Consider the following 20,529-nt stretch of genomic DNA (forward strand, 5'->3'; position numbering starts at 1 on the left):
CATTCCATTGATAGACTGAAAACCGCGTTAGGAATCCGCCTAATGCATTAGGAATGCTCAGCAGGACCCACCATGACTACCCTACTCACCGTGACGACAGCGGCACAAGAACAGGCCGCCATGCATAGAACCGAGCTGTTGCTGGCGCGCTGCCGCAGCCACATCTCCGCCGACGAAACGCCGTGCTGCCCGCGCGACCAATGGCATGCCGACCGCCAGGCCCACTTCCTCGCCTGGCTGGACGCCGGCGGTTTCGCACAAAACGAGGCCACAATTGAAAACAGCGGCATTGCGCCGCTGTTTTCAGTCCCATCACAGGACTCATTACGAGGAATCGAAATTCTCTCTACTCCGCATCCATGATGCAGCTGAGTAGTTCCATCAAAACTGAACAAGATCGTGCTGACAACAAGATAAACTGTTTATATCGGCCCCCCTTGGAAAGAACTACAACACCACTATAGTCCACCAAGTCAGATATGCAAGCAGGAATAAGGCTGGATTGTTAATGTTAATCGCTAGTCCAGTGATGCTATCACTGCGGCTAACGGCCAGCCCGCCAGCCGGCCCGCCCCTGCCCGATCAACGCAGGCTGGGCTTGACGTTATCCACCGCGGACTTAACCGCGCCCGCGCCCATCGCCGCGCCGAATTTCTTCAGCACACGCTCCGGCAAGCCTTCATGCTGGGTATAGTCGATGATGTCTTCGGCCTTGACCACGTCGCGCGCCACGCTGTCGACCGTGCCGAAGGCGTCGGCCAGGCCCATGTCGATGGACTTGGCGCCGGTCCAGAACAGTCCGGAAAACATGTCCGGCGTTTCCTTCAGGCGCTTGCCACGGCCATTGCGCACCACCTGGATGAACTGCTGGTGGATTTCGTTGAGCATGGTTTGCGCGTGCTGCTTGTGCTTTTCGGTCAGAGGGCTGAACGGGTCCATAAAGCCCTTGTTTTCGCCGGCGGTCAGCAGGCGGCGCTCGACGCCCACCTTTTCCATGATGCCGGTGAAGCCGAAGCCGTCCATCAGCACGCCGATCGAACCGATGATGCTGGCCTTGTTGACATAGATGCGGTCAGCGCCGGCGGCGATGTAGTAGCAGCCTGAGGCGCAGATCTCGTCCACCACCACGTACAGCGGCTTGGTTGGATAGCCCTTGCGCAGGCGCACCATCTCGTCGACGATCATGCCGGCCTGCACCGGGCTGCCGCCGGGGCTATTAATATGCATCACGACCGCCACCGAGCCGCTGTCGGAAAACGCCTTGTTCAGGGCCGGGATCACCACCGAGGCGGCGCCGCTGCCTTCCGACTCGATCGCGCCGTCGATCTCGATCAATGCCGTGTGGCGGCCAAGGGTCTCCTCGGTGCCGGTCCAGCTGATGTCCAGGTAGGCGCTCAGCCCGACCACCACCACCAGCAGCGTCACCGCCTTGAAGAAGATGCCCCAGCGGCGCGCCGCCTTCTGCTCCTTCAGCGTGGCGAACACCAGCTTTTCCAGCACTTCGCGCTCCCAGCTGGAAGCCGCGACGGTGGCCTTGGGAGGCACAGGAGATACCGGTTTTTCAGCGCCGTTGCCGCCATTTTCGCTAGTGTTATCGCTCATAGTTCTCGTCTTGTTACAGGTCAGGCGCGCGCGGGGCGCACATAGTCATCCGGTTGCCAGAAAATCTGCTGGTCGCGCTCCACCACGCTGATCGGGCGCAAACGGCCGCCCTTGCACGGTCCGCCGGCGCAAAAACCGCTTTCCGGCGCATAAATCGCGCCGTGCGTGGAGCACATCAGGTACAAGCCGCTGGACTCGAAGAACTCGCCTTCGGCCCAGTCCAGCTCGATCGGCACGTGGGCGCAGCGGTTCAGGTAGCCGTACACCTTGCCGCCGTAGCGCACCACGAAGCCGGTGCCGTCGTCGCCGCCGGCGGTCACCAGGAAGCGCACGCCCTTGCCGCCCTCCAGCACCGCATCGGCGGCGCAGACCAAAATATCCTCGTCAGCCATTATGCGTTCTCGCTCAGCCATTGGTGCAGCTCGGCCACCGTGACGGCCGAATACAGCGGATTGCAGGCGGCCAGCTGGTCGGCCGGGTGCGCGCCATACTGGACCGCGATGGCGGACGCGCCGGCATTGTTCGCCATCAACAGATCGTGCGAGGTATCGCCAATCATCACGGTACGGCGCATATCCTGGCCCAACTCCCGCGTCAACTCCTGCAGCATGGCGGGATGCGGCTTGGAGAAGGTTTCGTCTGCGCAACGGGTGGCGTCAAACATGGACAATAGTTTGACGTCGTTCATGGCACGGTTCAGGCCGACCCGGCTCTTGCCGGTGGCCACCGCCAGGAAATAGCCGTTCTGCGACAATTCCGTCAGCATGTCGTGCACGCCGGGGAACAGCGTCAGCTCGTGGTCGCGCGACAGGAAATGGTAGCGGTAACGCTCCACCATGCGCGGATAGTAGGATGGATCGATCTCCGGCAACACCGCCTGCATGGCTTCATGCAGGCCGAGGCCGATCACATGGGCGGCCACGTCGTCGCGCGGGATCGGCAGGGACAGGTCCCTGGCCGCCGCCTGGATGCACTTGACGATCGTTGACGTTGAATCCATCAACGTTCCATCCCAATCGAAGACGATTAAGTCGAATTGCTTTCTTGCCATGTCTTCCGGCCTGCAAGCGCAGGCCGGCTCCTTCAATAAATATTTACGATTAGTTAAGAGGTTTCCCCAAGCTTAGCAAGAATCGCTCACATTCGGTGGCTAAAGGCGCGTTCAGCGTCATGATTTTGCCGGAATCCGGATGGGTAAACGTAATCTGATGCGCATGCAGGAACATGCGCTTGAGCGCGCCGCGCGTGGCATCGGCTTTCAGCAAGGCGCGGTTCAGTGCAAAATCGCCGTACTTGTCGTCACCTACGATGGCGAAGCCGGAAGATGACAGGTGCACGCGGATCTGGTGGGTGCGCCCGGTCTTCAGTTCGGCCTCCAGCAGGGCGAAGTCCTTGAATTTCTTCAGCAGCGTGAACACGGTATGCGACGGCATGCCGTCGGCCTGAACGGCCACGCGGCGTTCGCCCTCGGCGGTGGTGTACTTGTGCAGCGGCAGCTTGACGTGCTGGCGCGCGTTTTTCCAGTCGCCCGCCACCATCGTCAGGTAGCGTTTGTCGGTATGGCCGTCACGCATCTGCTCGTGCAGGCTGGTCAGCGCCGAGCGCTTCTTCGCGAGCAACAGCAAACCCGAGGTGTCGCGGTCCAGCCGGTGCACCAGCTCCAGGAACTTGGCATCCGGACGGGACGCGCGCAACTGCTCGATCACGCCGAAGGACACGCCGGAACCGCCGTGCACCGCCACGCCGGCCGGCTTGTCGATCACCAGCAGGTGGGCATCCTCGAAAATCACCTTGAATTCGGCCGCCGGCACGTGGGTGGTGTCGGCCTTCTCCGCGATGCGGACCGGTGGAATACGGACGATATCACCCTGTACCAAACGGTACATCTGGTCGATACGCCCCTTGTTGACCCGCACCTCGCCCGAGCGCAGGATACGATAGACGTGACTTTTCGGCACGCCTTTGCAAACGCGCAACAGGTAGTTATCGATGCGCTGACCGGCTTCTTCTTCAGTAATTGTGACGAATTGTGCTTGCAGCGGAACGGGGGTTGAAGGGGGAACAACATCATTTTGCATCTTCATTTGCTCTGTCTTCCCAGAAATCTCTCTAAGTCCTTCATTTTGAATATATAATTGTTTCGCTGCGGTTCAATCTGCGGCAAGTGTAAGAATAAAAGCACATTTTACACAGGGGCGTCTCCACTGGCCTCGCCAAATTGCAAATTCAGAGGAAAAAATGTATACGCACCACCCGTGCTGGAATCAAGGTTGCACCGTTGTTGTAATCGGATGCCGGCAAGGATGCTGAATTAATATGGTTGGATTGTAAGGATAAAGTCCGGCCAGCTTGGTCTAGAGTCGAGCTGGCCGGTTGATGAAGTTGATAACGCTTGCCGTTTTCGCCGGACCCCATGCTTTGCTGCAAGCTCGACGGAAGGCTGAAACAAGCCTGGTTACCGAAGTTGCAATACTTGTAGTACGTAAGCCTGGATAGGATTTGGCTCTCAACGACGTTGCTCACCGCCTGCATTTCTCTGCCGTCCGTCAGGGGCCGCATGGATGAATTGCAGGTGATGCGAGCACTCGGCATGTCGATCGACCTCATGCGCCCAGTTGCGGCCGCGATGCGGACGGTTTCGTTCGCGTCTCTGCGCCGCACAGGATGGGCATACCCACCGCAATCACATTAATTCTCGCGTATATCCCTGTACCTCGCTGCCTCGGTCGTAAGAAACCGAGCGGCACAGAGATGACCTACGGGTCGCGGAGTTTATAAAAATGAAACGCATGTTGTTTAATGCTACGCAGCAAGAAGAACTGCGCGTAGCGATCGTCGACGGTCAGAAACTGATCGATATCGACATCGAAACCGCCGGCCGCGAACAGCGCAAATCCAACATCTACAAAGGCGTGATCACCCGCATCGAGCCGTCGCTGGAAGCTTGCTTCGTCAGCTACGGCGAAGATCGCCACGGTTTCCTGCCATTCAAGGAAGTAGCACGCACTTACTTCCGCGAAGGCGTGGATGTCCGCAACGCCTCCGTCAAGGAAGCGCTGCGCGAAGGCCAGGAAATCATGGTCCAGGTGGAAAAGGAAGAGCGCGGCAACAAGGGCGCCGCCCTGACCTCCTTCGTCTCGCTGGCCGGCCGCTACCTGGTGCTGATGCCGAACAACCCGCGCGGTGGTGGTGTTTCCCGCCGCGTCGAAGGTGAAGAGCGCCAGGAACTGCGCGAAACCATGGACAAGCTGGACTTGCCGCCAGGCATGTCGGTGATTGCCCGCACCGCCGGCATCGGCCGCAACGTCGATGAACTGCAGTGGGACTTGAACTACCTGATGCAACTGTGGCGCGCGATCGAAGGCGCCGGCAAGTCGGCCTCGGGCGCCTTCCTGATCTACCAGGAATCGTCGCTGGTCATCCGCGCCATCCGCGACTACTTCCAGCCGGACATCGGCGAAATCCTGATCGACACCGACGACATCTACGAGCAGGCTCACCAGTTCATGAGCCACGTGATGCCGGACATGGTCCACCGCGTCAAGCGCTACAGCGACGACGTGCCGCTGTTCTCCCGCTTCCAGATCGAACACCAGATCGAAACCGCCTACAGCCGCACCGTGCCGCTGCCATCGGGCGGCGCCATCGTGATCGACCACACCGAAGCGCTGGTCTCGGTTGACGTCAACTCGGCCCGCGCCACCCGCGGTTCGGACATCGAAACCACCGCCTTCAACACCAACTGCGAAGCGGCCGAAGAAGTGGCCCGCCAGCTGCGCCTGCGCGACCTGGGCGGCCTGATCGTGATCGACTTCATCGACATGGAAGTGGCCAAGAACCAGCGCGAAGTCGAACAGCGCCTGAAAGACGCGCTGCACCACGACCGCGCCCGCGTCCAGATGGGCAAGATTTCCCGCTTCGGCCTGATGGAACTGTCGCGCCAGCGCCTGCGTCCATCGCTGTCCGAAGGCTCGCACGTGACCTGCCCGCGCTGCTCCGGCACCGGCCACATCCGCGACACCGAATCGTCGGCCCTGCAAGTCCTGCGTATCATCCAGGAAGAGGCGATGAAGGAAAACTCGGCCACCATCCACGTGCAGGTTCCCGTGGACGTGGCAGCCTTCCTGCTGAACGAAAAGCGCGGCGAAGTGCTCAAGATCGAGACCCGCCACCGCATCAGCATCATCCTGGTGCCGAACAAGCACCTGGAAACCCCGCACTACAAGCTCGAGCGCATCAAGCACGACGATCCGCGTCTGGAAGACAGCCAGGCAAGCTACTCGCTGGCCGAGCAAGCCGAAACCGACATGGCCTACAGCAAGCGCCAGAAGGAAGAAGCCAAGCCGCGCCAGGAAGCCATGGTCAAGACCATCACCCCGGACCAGCCAGCACCGCTGGTCGAGCGCAAGCCGACCGAAACCGTCATCAAGCCAGCGCCGGCCCCGGTCCCAGCGCCAGCCGAGCAAGGTTTCTTCGCCAAGCTGTTCAGCTTCCTGAGCCCGAAACCGGCGCCGGCCGCCCTGCCGCAGCAGCCGACCATCGTGGTCAAGGCGCCGTCCGGCGACCGTGGCGAGCGCAACCCACGTGGTCCGCGCGGCCGCAACCGTAACGGCAAGGGCCCAGGCCGCGGCGAGCGCGAAGAGCGCGAACCAGGCGCAGCCCGTCCGGCAGCGGACGAAGCGAAGGCAGCGGACGCCAACGGCCGTCCGCCACGCCCACCGCGTCCACCGCGCGAGCCACGCGAACCGCGTGAAAACCAGGCGGCCGAAGGCCAGGCGCCACGCGAACGCGCTGAACGTGCCGAGCGTCCTGAGCGCGCCGAACGCACGCCGCGTCCTCCACGCGAACCACGCGCGGACAAGGCCCCGGTCGAAGCCAAGGTTGAGGAATTGGCGCTGAACGTCGGCGTGCCGTCGACCGGCCCGGTGACCGAAGCGGCCACCAGCATCCTGAAAACCGCGCCGAGCACCGGCCCGGAAGGCGAGGAAAACGAAGCAGCGGTGGACGGTGAAGAGCCGCGTCGTCGTCGTCGTCGTGGCGGCCGCAACCGCAATCGCCGCGACCGTGACGGCGCCGAAGGTGTCGAAGGCGCGGAAGGCCAGGAATCGGCCGCAGGTGAAGCCGGCGAACAAGGCGAGCAGATCGCCCTGAGCTTCAGCGCACCAGCAGCAGCCGAAGTAGCGGCAGCCCCGGCAGCCGTGGTCGAAGCAGCCGCAGCACCAGCAGTGGAAGCGCCAGCCGCCACCACGCCAGTGACCGCCGAAGCGCCGGCCGCCATCGAGGCACCGGCCGCCGAGCCAGTCGCAGCCGTCGCAACGCCAGTGGCGGAGGCGCCAGTCGCCGTCGCGGCACCTGTGGTGGAAGCCGCACCGGTCGTCGCCGAACCAGCAGCCGCCGTGGTGGAGGCCCCGGCCGCAGTGGCAGCGCCAGCCGCCGTGGAAGCCCCGGCCGTGGTGGCTGAAGTTGCCGCCCCTGTCGTGGTGGAAGCCGCGCCGGCCGTAGCAGAGCCTGTTGCACCAACGCCAGCCCCGGTTGCAGCGCCAGCCGTTGCCGCCCCCGTTGCAGCGCCTGCCGCAGCTCCAGTTGCCGCACCGGTGGTAGCCGAACCGGTCGCCGCAGCGCCGGCACCTGCCCCAGCGCCGGCACCGGTAGCGCCATCGGCCCCGATCGACCTGCAAGCTGTGCTCGGCTCCGCCGGCCTGACGCTGGCAGCCACCGATCCAGCCAAGCTGCGCGCCGCCCAGGAAGCAGCCGCGAAAGCAGTCGCGCCGGTCCGCGTTCCACGCGAACGCAAGCCGCTGCCGCCGCAAAATGACGAACCGCTGGTCCAGGTGGACACCCGCCGCTAATCGCAGCGGACCGCAACACCTGAAAAGCCCCGCCGGCACGGGCGCGCTCTTGAGCGCGTCCAGGCCGGCGGGGCTTTTTTAATGGAGCGCCGCCCCACCGAGTTGGCGGCGTCGTGCTATCGTAGCTTCTTGTAGTTGTCCAACTGTTGCCCCGCATTTCAAAAACCGCAAGATTGTAGAGCCATGGCAGAGAAAATTATCATGATGGCTAGCCAGCGCCCCGCGCCGCCCGCCATCCCCGCGATCCTGGAAGCGCCGACCGGCCTGCTGAGCGACCAGCTGGCGCGTCCGCTGCACGACCTGCGCATCTCCGTCACCGACCGCTGCAATTTCCGCTGCGTCTACTGCATGCCCAAGGCGGTGTTCGACAACGACTACCAATACCTGCCCCACGCCTCGCTGCTGACCTTCGAGGAAATCACCCGCCTGGCGAAAAACTTCATCGCCCACGGCGTCGAGAAAATCCGCCTGACCGGCGGCGAGCCGCTGCTGCGCAAGAACCTGGAGCGGCTGATCGCCATGCTGGCCGAGCTCAAGACCATCCACGGCAAGCCGCTCGACCTGACGCTGACCACCAACGCCTCGCTGCTGGCGCGCAAGGCGCAATCGCTCAAGGACGCCGGCCTGCAGCGCATCACCGTCTCGCTCGACGCGCTCGACAACGCCACCTTCCAGCGCATGAACGACGTCGACTTCTCGGTCGACGACGTGCTGCGCGGGATCGATGCGGCACATCAAGTGGGTTTGGGCCCGATCAAGATCAACATGGTGGTCAAGGCCGGCATGAACGACCAGGAAATCCTGCCGATGGCCCGCCATTTCAGGCACACGCCCTACATCCTGCGCTTCATCGAGTACATGGACGTGGGCGCCTCCAATGGCTGGAAAATGGACGAGGTGATACCATCGTCCGAAGTCGTGCGCCGCATCCACGCCGAGATGCCGTTGACGCCACTGGACGCCAACTACACCGGCGAAACCGCCGCGCGCTGGCGCTACGCCGACGGCGGCGGCGAGATCGGCCTGATATCCAGCGTCACCCAGGCCTTCTGCAGCGACTGCAGCCGCGCGCGCCTGTCGACCGAGGGCAAGCTGTACACCTGCCTGTTCGCCAGCAGCGGCCACGATCTGCGCGCCCTGCTGCGCGACGGCCGCAGCGACGAGGAAATCAGCACCGTGCTGGCGCACCTGTGGCGCGCGCGCGGCGACCGTTATTCGGAACTGCGCACCAACAATACCGACGGCCTGCAGCGCAGCGCCAACAAGGTGGAAATGTCTTACATCGGAGGGTAGTTTGTCTTTGAAGAGCAAAGTCACAGGACTGATACTGGCGGGCGGCCGCGGCACGCGCATGGGCCGCGTCGACAAGGGCCTGCAGCCGTTCCGCGGCACGACGCTGGTCGAACACGTGATGCGCCGCCTGGCGCCGCAAGCCGCCGGCATCGTCATCAACGCCAACCGCAACCTGCCGCAGTACCAGGCAGTGGCGGGCGAAGCGCCTGTGCTGCCGGACTACCTGGACGGCTTCGAAGGCCCGCTGGCCGGCCTGCAAATCGGCCTGCAGTACTGCCCCACCGAACTGCTGCTGACGGCGCCCTGCGACTCGCCCTTCCTGCCGCCCGACCTGGCAGAACGCCTGCACGCGGCCATGCTGGAACAGGACGCCGACGTCGCGCTGGCCGTGACCATGGAATCCGAAGACGGCGGCGAGCCGCAGCCCCAGTTGCATCCGGTGTTCGCGCTGCTCAAGGCCAGCCTGCTGCCGCAGCTGGACGCCTACCTGGCCACCGGCGCGCGCCGCATGGAGAGCTGGTACAAATCGCTGCGCGTGGCCGAAGTGATGTTCGACGACGCCGACGCCTTCCGCAACATCAACACGCTGGCCGAACTGCAGCAGCACGAGCGCGCGCCGGCGCCAGCACCCGCCGCCCCAGCGGGCGAGCCCGCAGCCGACGCGATGCCGGTGGCCGAAGCGCAGCGCATCATCTGCGAGCGCATGACGCCCGTCGCCGCCACCGAAACGCTGCCCCTGCGCGCCGCCCTCGACCGCGTGCTGGCCGAGGACATCGTCTCGCCGATCAACGTGCCGGCCTACGACAACTCCGCGATGGACGGCTACGCACTGCGCGGCGCCGACCTGCCCGCGGCCGGCGCGCCCGAGGTCACGTTCAAGGTGATCGGCATCGCCTACGCCGGCCGCCCATGCACGCAGACGCCGCAGGCCGGCGAATGCATCCGCATCATGACCGGCGCCGCCATCCCGCCCGGCTGCGACAGCGTGCTGCCGCAGGAACTGGCCGCGCACATCGGCGCCGACACCGTCACCATCGCGCACGGCGCCATCCGCCCGGGCGCCAACCGCCGCTTCGCCGGCGAAGACCTGAAAGCCGGCGGCGTCGCGCTGGCCAAGGGCAAAATCCTGCGCCCGGCCGACCTGGGCCTGGTCGCCTCGCTCGGCATCGGCGAAGTCGCCGTGCAACGCAAGCTGCGCGTGGCCTTCTTCTCCACCGGCGACGAACTGCGTTCGCTGGGCGACAGCCTCGATGAAGGCTGCGTCTACGACAGCAACCGCTACACCCTGTTCGGCATGCTGACACGGCTCGGCTGCGAAATCATCGACATGGGCATCGTGCGCGACGACCCGGCCGCATTGGAAGCCGCACTGCGTGAAGCAAGCGCGCAGGCCGACGCCATCATCACCTCCGGCGGCGTCTCCGAAGGCGCGGCCGACTACACGCGCGACATCCTCGCCCGCATCGGCGACGTCGCCTTCTGGAAGCTGGCGATGCGTCCTGGCCGCCCGCTCGCCTTCGGCCAGATCCGAACGGAGGCAGGCAGCGCATGGCTGTTTGGCCTGCCCGGCAATCCGGTGGCGGTGATGGTGTCGTTCTACATGTTCGCTCGTCCCGCGCTGCTGCGCATGATGGGCGCGCAATCGACGCTGCCCATGATGCAGGCCCGCTGCACCGAAGCGATCCGCAAGCGCCCTGGCCGCACCGAGTACCAGCGCGGCATCATCAGCGCCGGCGCAAGCGGGGAACCGCAAGTGCGCCTCACCGGCGCGCAAGGCTCCGGCATCCTGCGCTCGATGACCGAGGCGAACTGCATCGTCGTGCTGCGCGAGGCGCAAGCCAGCGTCGCCGCAGGCGAGATGGTCGACGTGCTGCTGTTCGACGGCTTGGTCTGAGCCGATGCTCCAGACGAGTGGCACGCCCCGCCTGCGCATCCGCAACCTGCAGTCGCCGCTGGCCGGCCCGTTCTCCTTCGATCTCGAAGCTGGCCAGTGCCTGACCATCTCCGGCCCGTCGGGCGCCGGCAAAAGCCTGCTGCTGCGGATGCTGTGCGACCTCGATCCCAACACCGGCGAGGCGCTGCTGAACGGCCAGCCGCGCGCCGGCATGAGCGCCCCCGCATGGCGCGCCGCCGTGGTCTACCAGCCGGCCGAAGCGGCATGGTGGCTGCCGACCGCCGGCCAGCATTTCAAGCCCGAACAGATGGAGCGCGTGCGCGAGCTGCTGCCGCAACTGAACCTGTCGCCGGCGCTGCTGGAGAGCGACATCGGCCGCCTCTCCACCGGCGAGCGCCAGCGCATGGCGTTGATACGTTCGCTGGCCTGCAAGCCGCAGGTGCTGCTGCTCGATGAACCCACCGCCGCGCTGGACCCGGCCGCCGTCGCCGCCACCGAACAGCTGCTGCAAAAGGAACTCGCCGCGGGCCTGTCCATCGTGCTGGTCACGCACTCCGAATCGCAGGCGCAAACGCTGGGCCACCGCGCCATGACGATGCGCGACCGCCGCCTCACCGACAACGGAGCCACACCATGAGCAGCGGCATGACGCCGATCCAGCCGGGCGCCGTCGACCTGGCGATCGCCTCGTCGCTGGTGCTGCTCAATGCCGGCATCTCGGCGTATTTGGGCTTGCGCATGCAACGCAAGATGCTGTGGTCCGCCACCCGCATGGTGGTGCAGCTGCTGCTGGTCGGGCTGGTGCTGCGCTGGGTGTTCGCGCTGGCCTCCCCCGCCGCCACACTGGCCGTGGCGCTGCTGATGATCATGGCCGCCGCGCGCGAAGTGGCGATGCGCCCCGCGCACGGCTTGCGCGGCTGGCCCGGCGTGTGGCTGTCCACCGCCAGCGTCGGCCTGTCCAGTATCGCCACCGTGGTGCTGGCGCTGCTGACGGTGCTGCATCCCACGCCGTGGTACGAGCCGCAGTACGCGGTCCCGCTGATCGGCATCGTGCTGGGCAACGTGCTCAATTCCGCCAGCCTGGGACTGGACACCTTCTACGGCGGCGTAGTCAACTCGCGCAACGCGATCGAGGCGCAACTGGTGCTGGGCGCCACCCGCAACGAGGCGCTGGCGCCGCTGATACGCGAATCGGTGCGCAAGGGACTGATCCCGCTGATCAACCAGATGTCGGCCGCCGGCATCATCACGCTGCCCGGCATCATGACCGGCCAGATCCTCGCCGGCATGGACCCGATGGACGCGGTGCGCTACCAGATCCTGTTGATGTTCCTGCTGGCCGGTGGCAGCGGCATATCGGTCACGCTGGCGGTCTACCTGGCTGCTCGCAGCGTCACCGACGAGCGCCATCGCCTGCGCCTGGAACGTTTGAGCAGCCGTTAGCCGGAGCTGCGCGAAGAAGCCACACCCATGCCCGCGCTGGCCGCCACCAGCAGCATGCCGCAGGCGAGTCCCGCGAACGCCAGCTGCAATCCGAATGCGTGCGCCACGAATCCTATCAATCCCGGCCCGGCCAGTATGCCCGCATAGCCGATGGTGGTGATGGCGCTGATCGCCAGGCTGGCCGGCATGTCCTTCTGGTTGCCCGCTGCGCTGAACAACACCGGCACGATGTTCGACGCGCCGGTGCCGATCAGCGCGAAGCCGGCCAGCGCGAACCACGGCGAGGGCGCCAGCACCACGCTCAGGAATCCCAGCGCGGCGCACAAGCCGCCCAGCAGCAGCAAGCGCCCGCCGCCCCAGCGATGCACCAGCTTATCGCCATTGAGCCGCCCCACCGTCATCGCCACCGCGAAGGCCGCGTAACCGAGGCCGCCCTGTCCCGCCGTGAAGCCGCCGCCGCTTGTCAAGAAGACGGCGCTCCAGTCCAGCACCGCGCCCTCGGCCAGGAACACCAGCGAGCATAAGGCGCCGATCAATATCACCGCGCCGCGCGGAACGACAAACAAGGGGGCGTCACGCTCCGACGGCACCGGATCGCGCAACAGGTGCGGGCCGGCGAAGGCCACCACCAGCGCGACGATAGCCGCCAGCACCAGCGACGCGGCGACCAGGTCCAGCCCCGCCCACAGCATCAGCGTCATGCCGCCTGCACCGACGATGCCGCCCACGCTGAACAATCCATGAAAGCCCGACATCAGCGCGCCGCCGTATTCCTTCTCGACGATCACGGCCTGGATATTCATCGCCACATCCAGCGTGCCGATCGCCGCGCCGAACAGGAACAGCGCCAACGCCAGCGACCACGCGGCCGGCGCGATGGCCAGGAAAGGGAACACCAGACAGCATCCGAAGCCGGAGGCCAGGACGATGCGGCGGCAGCCGAAGCGCGCGGCCATCACGCCGGTCACCGGCATCGCCAGCAGCGAACCTATGCCCAGGCAAAGCAGCAGCAGGCCAAGCTGGCCAGGCTCCACACCGGTGCGCGCCTGCGCGAACGGCACCAGCGGCGCCCAGGCGGACATCGCCATGCCGGCGGCCAGGAAGGCCAGGCGGGTTGAAACACGTCGTTGTAATCCAGTGGTCATCGGGGCGGCTCTCATTATTGGGCGCGCAGCAGGCGGGCGCCGGCTGCGGAATAGGCATCCATCAATCGCGCGTCGGTATCCTGCTCGACCACCAGATGCGTCAACTGGGCGATCGGCAGCACCAGGAAGGACGCGACCGCGCCCAGTTTCGCGGCGGTGGCGACGACGGCGGTGGCCTTGGTGTGCGCAGCCAGGCGGCGCTTGAATTCGGCCTCTTCAAAATCAACGGCGGTAATGCCAGCCTGCAGATCGACGCCGCATGCGCCGACGAAATACAGGTCCGGCCGCAGCAGCTCCACCTCGCGCAGCGCGGTCGCGCCCACGCTGCCGCCCAGGCCCTGCTTGATGCGCCCACCGATCATGATCAGTTCCACGTGCGGCTTGTCCAGCAGCCGCGCAGCGATTGAAGGCGCGTTGGTCAGCACCGTCAGCGGCGCGTTCGGCAAGGCGTCGGTGATGGCCAGGTTGCTGGAGCCGGCATCGAGGAAAATCACGCTGCCCGGCTTCACCAGCGTGGCGGCGGCCGTGGCCAGGCGCGATTTGCCGGACTGCTCGCGGCCAAGACGCTGGGTCAGCGTGCCGCTTTCCGGCGCGGCGGCGATGCGCACCGCGCCGCCATACACTTTCTGGCACAAGCCGGCGGCGGCCAGGTCGCGCAGGTCGCGCCGTATCGTGTCTTCGGTGACGTTCAGGTCCAGCGCCAGCACGGAAGCAATCACGCGGCCGTCAGCCTCCAATTGCTTCAATATCAAGTCGTGGCGCTCTTGCAGCAGTAGGTTTTCACGTTTCATGCGTAAAAGTGTACATGTGGGCGCGCCAAATGTAAACAAACACGCATAAACAAGTATAAATGCGCACTCAAGGTTCCTGCAAACGCAGCAGCGCCTCGGCGGAGTTGGCGAACAGCGCCGCGTCCTTCTCGATGCGGCGGAAAGCGCGCCCCAGACTGGCGCGCATGAAGGTGCTGTGCGCGTAGCGCGTCACCTTGCTGTAGTAGCGCTCCGCCAGCTGGTTCACCGATTCCACGTATTGGTCCATCAGCTCCGGCGTGATCGAGAAGTTGTCGTAGTTGATCACCGCCGGCACCTTGCGGCCCAGCGGCGCCAGGCGCTCCGCCACCAGCGCGCAAATCTCGGCGATGGTCTCGGTGTCGCTCACTTCGAAGCCTTCGAAGTTGACGAAGAAGAGTTCCTGCTGCGCGTCGTACACCAGCCGCTGCTCCAGCGGCAGCGCGAGGAAATCGGTGCGCCAGTTCATCGGCAGTGGCGCGAAGATGCGCGCGTCCATCACCTTCAGCTGCGCGCTGATGGCCGGCTTGAAATCCATGTGCGCCAGGATGTCCCGCTCCACGTCGACGCCTGGCGCGATCTCGATCAGCTCCAGCGCCGACATGCCGCCGTCCAGCACCAGCCGCATCACGCAGCGCTCGGTGATGAACAACGCCTCCTGCCCGCGCCGCGCCGCATACTCGCCGCTGTAGGTGCGGTGCTCCACCTCGTCGACGAACTTGCGCGTGGCGCCCTTGTCCGCCGTGAAGGTGCCGACGAAAACCACCTTGCGCGCGTTCTGGCTGATGTTGATGAAGCCTCCCGCGCCGGCCAGCTTGCTGCCGAATTTGCTGACGTTCAGATTGCCGTGGCGGTCGGCCTGCGCCAGCCCGAGCACCGCCACATCCAGCCCGCCGCCGTCGTAGAAGTCGAACTGGTAGGGCTGGTCGATGACCGCGTCGGCGTTGGTGGCCGCGCCGAAGTTCAAGCCGCCGGCCGGCATGCCGCCGATCACACCCGGTTCCGCCGTCAGCGTCACCAGGTCGAGCAGCTTCTCCTCCGCCGCCACCGCCGCCACGCCTTCCGGCATGCCGATGCCGAGGTTGACCACATTGTTAGGCCGCAGCTCCATCAACGCGCGGCGGGCGATGATCTTCCGCTCCGTCAAAGGCATCGGCGCCACCGCCGACAAGGGCACGCGCAACTCACCCGAATAGGCGGGGTTGTACAGCTCCGCAAAAGTCTGCATGTGGTACTCGAGCTTTTCCGCCACCACCACGCAGTCGACCAGGATGCCGGGGATCTTCACCTGGCGCGGATGCAGCGTGCCGCGCTCCGCGATGCGCTCGACCTGCACGATGACGATGCCGCCCGAATTATGCGCGGCCATGGCGATCGCCAGCGCCTCCAATGTCAGCGCCTCGCGTTCCATGGTGATGTTGCCGACGGCGTCCGCCGTTGTGCCGCGGATGATCCCCACGTGCACCGGCTGCGATTTGTAAAACAGGTATTCCTTGCCGCCCAGCGTGAGCAGCTCCACCAGCTCCTCGGTGGTGCGGGCGTTGATCTTGCCGCCGCCGTGGCGCGGATCGACAAAGGTGCCCAGGCCCACGTGCGTGAGCAGGCCGGGCTTGCCGGCGGCCGTGTCGCGGAACAATTGACTGATCACGCCTTGCGGCAGGTTGTAGGCTTCGATCTTGCCGCTCATGGCCAGCTGCTGCAGCTTGGGCACCAGGCTCCAGTGACCGCCGACCACGCGCTTGAGCAGTCCCTCGTGGCCGAAGTGATTCAGGCCGCGTTCCTTGCCGTCGCCCTGGCCGGCGGCATAGACCAGCGTCAGGTCGCGCGGATGGCCGCCGCTGTCGGCCGACAGGAAGCGCCGCTCCAGCGCCACCGCGATGTTCTCCGCGAAGCCGACGCCGACAAAGCCGCCGGTGGCGATGGTGTCGCCGTCGCGTATCAGGCCGACCGCATCGGCCGCGCTGACGATCTTGTTACGCTGGACGGCTGGTTTGCCGATCGTGGAAAAATCGAGAGTGCGACCATGCATGGCGGGCTCCGTTTCTAATCTATGTCGAGATCATTCTTGTCGATTTCAGGTCCCAGCAGCAGCTGCGCCGCCTCGCTCGGCAGCGCCTCCACCGTCTTCAGCTTGCGCGCCATCTGGCGGCTGCGCGTCTCGGCCGATTCGATATTCTTGGCGGCCCGCTCCAGCGCCAGCTTGGTGGCCGACAGCACGTCGCCGAATTTGCCGAACTCCGTCTTCACCGCGCCCAGCACCTGCCACACCTCCGACGAGCGCTTCTCGAGCGCCAGCGTGCGGAAGCCCATCTGCAGGCTGTTGAGCAGCGCCGACAAGGTCGACGGCCCGGCGATGCTGATGCGGTTCACGCGCTGCAGTTCGTCGGCCAGGCCGGGACGGCGCATCACTTCCGCGTACAAGCCCTCGGTCGGCAGGAACAGGATGGCGAAATCGGTGGTGTGCGGCGGCGACACGTACTTCTCCGAGATGGTCTTGGCCTCGCCGCGCACCGCGCGTTCCAGCTCGCGGCCGGCCAGCGTCACGCCTTCCGCGTCGGCACGGTCGGCGGCGTCCAGCAGGCGCTCGTACTGCTCCTTCGGGAACTTGGCGTCGATCGGCATCCACACCGGCGCGCCGCCCTCCACCTGGCCCGGCAGCTTGAGCGCGAACTCCACCCGCGCGCCGCTGCCGGCGATGGTCTCGACGTTCTTCGCGTATTGATCGGGAGTGAGCACCTGTTCCAGCAGCATCTCCAGCTGCACCTCGCCCCAGGTGCCGCGCGTCTTCACATTGGTCAGCACCCGTTTCAGGTCGCCCACGCCCAGCGCCAGCTGCTGCATCTCGCCCAGCCCCTGGTGGACGCGCTCCAGCCGCTCGGACACCTGCTGGAACGAAGCGCTCAGGCGCGCCTCCAGCGTCGCGTGCAGCTTCTCGTCGACGGTCTTGCGCATCTCCTCCAGCCGCGCGCCGTTGTCCGCCTGCAGATCCTTGATCTTCGCCTCCAGCGTGGCGCGCACTTCCTGCATGCGGGCGGCGTTCGACTCGGTCAGCCGCGCCAGGTTCTGGTTCATGCTGTCGGCGAACTGCTTCAGGCTGCGGCCCTGCTCATCGCGGCCGACCAGTCCCTGCGCCTCCAGCTGGCGGCGCAGGGCCTCGAACTGCTGCACGCTGGCCGCGTGCGTGGCCTGCGCCGTGGTCTGCAACTGCATGCGCACCTCGCGCTCGACGCGCTCGATGCGCTCGGCCAGGCCATCGCCGCCGCTCGCAGGGCCGCCGCGCGCGCGCAGCAGCGACAGCACCTGCAGGACCAGCACGGCCGCGATCGCGGCCAGCAATACATAGAATTCGGTTTGGGTCATGGTGTCAATCGGGCGTCAATCGGGCTTGTTGCGCATCCAGTCGGCGGTTTGATAGAAGGACTCCATCAACCGCAAACGCAGCGCCTCGTCGATGCCGACGTCCTCCATCGCCCACGCCATCGCGCGCAGCCACTGGTCGCGCTCCTGGGTGCCGATGGCGAACGGCATGTGCCGCATGCGCAGGCGCGGATGGCCGTGCGCTTCGATGTACAGGTCCGGCCCGCCCATCCAGCCGCTCAGGAACATGAACAGGCGCTCGCGCGCGTTGTCCAGGGTCGGTGGATGGGTGGCGCGCAGCAGCGCGAACTCCGGCTCCAGTTCCATCAGGTCATAAAAACGGTCGACCATCTCGCGCACGCGCGATTCGCCGCCGATTACTTCGTAGAGAGTTCGGGATTCAGTCATACCCTGCATGATAGCGCACCGGCGGCCAAACGCGGCCTCACACCAGGGCAAGCCGGCGCAGGCGCCGCGTCGACGACCAGTTCTCCAGGTCGGCCTCGGCGCGGATGTCGTCGCAGGCCTGGATGATGCGCGACAGCTGCGTCCGGTCCAGGCCGGAGTTGAGCGTCAGCCGCACCAGCGAGCGGTTTTTCGGCGTGGCCGGCGCGCAGAACATGGCGCCGTAGATGCCGTGCCGCTCCAGCAGCTTGCGCAGCGCCAGCGTCTTGGGCTCGGGACCGGGTTCCAGCGCGATGATCTGCTCGCTGCCATCGCTGACGTTGTAGCCCAGCGCGGTCAACTCCTCGCGCACTTCCAGCGCGTTGGCGCGCAGCGCGGCGCGGCGGCCGTCGGCCGCGGCGACGAAGTCGATGGCGGCGTCGAACCACGCCAGCTCGTGGCCCAACAGGCACGAGCTGAAGATGGCCGGACGCGACTCCGACAGGAAGTAGCCCTTGAATTTGCTGGAACAGGTGATGAAGCCGGCACGCCCGGCGAACGCCTTGGCCAGCGAGGCGGTGCGGAAGTGCACCCGTTCGCCCAGGCCCAGCTCCGCCACCAGGCCGGCGCCGCGCGGGCCGTGCGTGCCCAGCGAGTGCGATTCGTCGACGATCAGCAGGCAGCCGTGGCGCTCGGCGATTTCCACCAGCTCGCGCAGCGGCGCCACGCTGCCGTTGGTGCTGTACAGCGCGTCCACCACGATCAGGCCGCGCCCGTGGCGCGCCAGCTGCTTTTGCAGGTGCTCCATGTCATTGTGCAGGAAAGGCACCGGCGCCGCCCCGGCCGACTGCACGCCCTCCCACAGCGAGGCATGGGCCTGCATGTCCAGGTAGACCGGGATGCCGGGCGCGGCCAGCGTCTGCACCAGGCCGACGTTGGCCGCCCAGCCGGATTGCGCCAGGATGCCGTCCTGCGCCCCCATCAGGCCGGCGAACTTGCGCTCCAGCCGGTGCTGGGCGCTGCCCTCCTGCAGGTACACGGCCGACATCAGCAGCTCGCCCTGGCTGCGGGCCAGCGCCGCCATTTGCGCCCCCATCAGCGCCGGCTCGCCGGCCAGGCACAGGTAGTCGTTTCCGGCCAGGAATACCGCCCCGGCCGGCGTCGGCTGCCAGGCGTGCGGATGCTCTCCTCCCAACAGCTGCTCGATACGGGTGATGTAGTGCTCATCCATGCGCCGGGTCACGAAATCTGGCATCTGCTGTTCAGCCGGGATGGCAAAACCAGCGGTACGGATATGATCTTGAGCAATCGCGTTGGACATGTTCAGGTTCCTTTCGTCGTTTTGGAAATGGTTGTTTTTTTTTGAGTCCGACTCCAACCTTGAGGCCAAAAAAACAAGCGGGGATTGATACTGATCAATTAATGTTTTGATACGCAGAAGTGCGTTGCAAATTCAGGCGATCATGGGACCTTGATAAATGTCAATTTCGCCATGACGCAATCCCTGCAAGAACGCTGGAAACGCTGGCAGCACGGTTTGGTCCAGTCGCTGCTGCATTACCATGGCCGCGAGGACCATGCGACCGTGCGCGTTCTGCTGCTTGCGAGCATCGGCACGGTGGGCATGCCGCTGTACTACGTGATCTGGCAAAGCTTCTTTCCGCAGGAATACGAATCGCTGTCGCTGCGCCTGCTGGGCATCCTGCTGTGCGCGCTGGGCCTGTTCGCCCGCCAGTTCAACCGCCGCATGCTGCACCTGTACCTGCTGGTCACGCTCAGCTACATCTTCCCGTTCTTCTTCACCTTCATGTTCCTGATGAACCACGCCTCGGGCGTCTGGAGCGAGTCGCTGCTGGTCGGGCTGGTGGTGCTGTTCCATTTCGACACCGGCCTGGCGCTGACGGCCTACCTGACCGGCACGAGCATGGCCTGCGCGGCGGCCGTCATGCTGGGCGAAAGCGAAACGCTGCTGAGCAGCCAGGTGCTGCAGCAGTTGCCGATCCACCTGTTCACCATCGCGGTGCTGTCGGTGGCCAAGATCAGCCGCCAGGTGCTGGCGCAGGAAAAGCTGGCCGGGCTGGGCGCCGGCCTGGCCACCGTCGCGCACGAGCTGCGCACGCCGCTCACCAGCGTCGACGCCAATGTGCGCGGCCTGCTGCGCGTGTACGCCGAGGCCGGCAGCCGCACGCAGGAGGACCGGCTTGGCGCCATCGACGCGCTGGCGCGCATCCAGTTCGAGGTGCGCCACATGAACCACATGATCGACCTGTTCCTGCTCAGCGCCACGGCGGTGCGGCAGAACCTGCGGCCGGTCGAAAAGGTGACGATGGAGGGCGTGGTGGAGGCCGCGCTCAAGCGCTACCCCTTCCCCAACGCCACCCAGCAGAAACTGGTGACGCTGGAAGTGCGCCGCAACTTCATCTTCGCCGGCCAGACCGAGTTGTCGGTGGTGATCCTGCTGAACCTGCTGCGCAACGCGCTCAAGGCCGTGCAGCGCGCCGGCAAGGGACGCGTGCGCATCGTGGTCGACGGCGCGCACGTACCGCCGCGGCTACTGTTCATCGACACCGCCTGCGGCATCCCGGCACAGCAGATGCCGATGATTTTCCGGCGTTTCTACTCCCATCCCCCGCACAACGGCGCCGGCATCGGCCTGGCCTTGTGCGAGGAGATCATGCACGCGTGGAACGCCACCATCCGTTGCGTATCGCGCGAAGGCGCCTACGCCATTTTTATCCTTGATTTTCCCCAGCTGCAGTCCATTCCGAGGTGAC

At 65.5% G+C, this 20,529-nt stretch carries 18 protein-coding genes; 7 read left to right on the forward strand and 11 right to left on the reverse strand.

Annotated features, from left to right (window positions below):
• The first annotated feature begins 72 nt into the window (after positions 1–72).
• The gene (locus tag GTP90_RS06820; protein ID WP_161082788.1) at positions 73–363 is read left to right on the forward strand and encodes a hypothetical protein; all 291 of its coding nucleotides are present in this window, start codon (positions 73–75) and stop codon (positions 361–363) included.
• A gap of 219 nt (positions 364–582) precedes the next feature.
• Here GTP90_RS06820 and GTP90_RS06825 read toward each other — a convergent pair whose 3' ends face one another.
• From GTP90_RS06825 to GTP90_RS06845, 5 genes are all read right to left on the reverse strand, one after another.
• Positions 583–1,602 (reverse strand): S49 family peptidase, encoded by a 1,020-nt coding sequence (locus tag GTP90_RS06825; RefSeq protein ID WP_161082789.1) that lies wholly within the window; start codon positions 1,600–1,602, stop codon positions 583–585.
• Positions 1,603–1,622: 20 nt separating this feature from the next.
• On the reverse strand, positions 1,623–1,994 hold the full coding sequence (locus GTP90_RS06830) for a Rieske (2Fe-2S) protein (protein WP_117011662.1): 372 nt from the start codon (positions 1,992–1,994) through the stop codon (positions 1,623–1,625).
• The gene (locus GTP90_RS06835) at positions 1,994–2,653 is read right to left on the reverse strand and encodes an HAD-IIIA family hydrolase (RefSeq protein WP_161082790.1); all 660 of its coding nucleotides are present in this window, start codon (positions 2,651–2,653) and stop codon (positions 1,994–1,996) included. Before GTP90_RS06835 ends, GTP90_RS06830 begins: the two co-directional genes overlap by 1 nt.
• A 49-nt stretch (positions 2,654–2,702) precedes the next feature.
• A complete protein-coding gene (locus GTP90_RS06840) occupies positions 2,703–3,686 on the reverse strand; it encodes an RluA family pseudouridine synthase (RefSeq protein WP_161082791.1) in 984 nt (327 codons plus the stop codon).
• 142 nt (positions 3,687–3,828) lie between these two features.
• Positions 3,829–4,209: a hypothetical protein gene (locus GTP90_RS06845; RefSeq protein ID WP_161082792.1), complete on the reverse strand. Its 381-nt coding sequence runs from the start codon at positions 4,207–4,209 to the stop codon at positions 3,829–3,831.
• A 173-nt stretch (positions 4,210–4,382) separates the two neighbouring features.
• On the opposite strand from GTP90_RS06845, the gene GTP90_RS06850 reads away from it, so the two are divergent.
• The 5 genes from GTP90_RS06850 to GTP90_RS06870 all read left to right on the forward strand — a co-directional run bounded on the left by GTP90_RS06850 (position 4,383) and on the right by GTP90_RS06870 (position 12,081).
• Positions 4,383–7,451, forward strand: coding sequence for an Rne/Rng family ribonuclease (locus GTP90_RS06850; protein WP_161082793.1), 3,069 nt, complete (start codon positions 4,383–4,385; stop codon positions 7,449–7,451).
• A gap of 183 nt (positions 7,452–7,634) precedes the next feature.
• Positions 7,635–8,744: a GTP 3',8-cyclase MoaA gene (gene moaA / locus GTP90_RS06855; protein ID WP_161082794.1), complete on the forward strand. Its 1,110-nt coding sequence runs from the start codon at positions 7,635–7,637 to the stop codon at positions 8,742–8,744.
• A gap of 7 nt (positions 8,745–8,751) precedes the next feature.
• Positions 8,752–10,638 carry a molybdopterin molybdotransferase MoeA gene (gene moeA / locus GTP90_RS06860; protein ID WP_308937298.1) on the forward strand — a complete coding sequence of 629 codons (1,887 nt, stop codon included), beginning with the start codon at positions 8,752–8,754 and terminating at the stop codon, positions 10,636–10,638.
• Between the two features lie 4 nt (positions 10,639–10,642).
• Positions 10,643–11,275: an ABC transporter ATP-binding protein gene (locus GTP90_RS06865; RefSeq protein WP_161082796.1), complete on the forward strand. Its 633-nt coding sequence runs from the start codon at positions 10,643–10,645 to the stop codon at positions 11,273–11,275.
• Positions 11,272–12,081, forward strand: a complete 810-nt coding sequence (locus tag GTP90_RS06870; protein ID WP_175048000.1) for an ABC transporter permease — start codon at positions 11,272–11,274, stop codon at positions 12,079–12,081. Before GTP90_RS06865 ends, GTP90_RS06870 begins: the two co-directional genes overlap by 4 nt.
• Here the strand turns inward: GTP90_RS06870 and GTP90_RS06875 are convergent.
• The 6 genes from GTP90_RS06875 to cqsA all read right to left on the reverse strand — a co-directional run bounded on the left by GTP90_RS06875 (position 12,078) and on the right by cqsA (position 19,076).
• Positions 12,078–13,226 carry an MFS transporter gene (locus tag GTP90_RS06875; protein ID WP_161082797.1) on the reverse strand — a complete coding sequence of 383 codons (1,149 nt, stop codon included), beginning with the start codon at positions 13,224–13,226 and terminating at the stop codon, positions 12,078–12,080. The two genes, GTP90_RS06870 and GTP90_RS06875, sit on opposite strands and share 4 nt — an antisense overlap.
• A gap of 14 nt (positions 13,227–13,240) precedes the next feature.
• Positions 13,241–14,017: a DeoR/GlpR family DNA-binding transcription regulator gene (locus GTP90_RS06880; protein WP_161082798.1), complete on the reverse strand. Its 777-nt coding sequence runs from the start codon at positions 14,015–14,017 to the stop codon at positions 13,241–13,243.
• A gap of 67 nt (positions 14,018–14,084) precedes the next feature.
• On the reverse strand, positions 14,085–16,043 hold the full coding sequence (locus GTP90_RS06885) for an acyl CoA:acetate/3-ketoacid CoA transferase (protein WP_161082799.1): 1,959 nt from the start codon (positions 16,041–16,043) through the stop codon (positions 14,085–14,087).
• Positions 16,044–16,057: 14 nt separating this feature from the next.
• Positions 16,058–17,374, reverse strand: a complete 1,317-nt coding sequence (locus GTP90_RS06890) for a DNA recombination protein RmuC (protein ID WP_161082800.1) — start codon at positions 17,372–17,374, stop codon at positions 16,058–16,060.
• Between the two features lie 15 nt (positions 17,375–17,389).
• Complete coding sequence (locus GTP90_RS06895) at positions 17,390–17,788, reverse strand: group II truncated hemoglobin (protein WP_161082801.1); 399 nt, start codon at positions 17,786–17,788, stop codon at positions 17,390–17,392.
• A 28-nt stretch (positions 17,789–17,816) separates the two neighbouring features.
• Complete coding sequence (gene cqsA / locus GTP90_RS06900; RefSeq protein WP_161082802.1) at positions 17,817–19,076, reverse strand: alpha-hydroxyketone-type quorum-sensing autoinducer synthase; 1,260 nt, start codon at positions 19,074–19,076, stop codon at positions 17,817–17,819.
• Positions 19,077–19,247: 171 nt separating this feature from the next.
• On the opposite strand from cqsA, the gene GTP90_RS06905 reads away from it, so the two are divergent.
• The gene (locus tag GTP90_RS06905; protein WP_161082803.1) at positions 19,248–20,528 is read left to right on the forward strand and encodes a sensor histidine kinase; all 1,281 of its coding nucleotides are present in this window, start codon (positions 19,248–19,250) and stop codon (positions 20,526–20,528) included.
• Position 20,529 lies beyond the last annotated feature (1 nt).

Source organism: Duganella vulcania (assembly GCF_009857655.1).
GTDB classification, from domain to species: domain Bacteria; phylum Pseudomonadota; class Gammaproteobacteria; order Burkholderiales; family Burkholderiaceae_D; genus Rugamonas; species Rugamonas vulcania.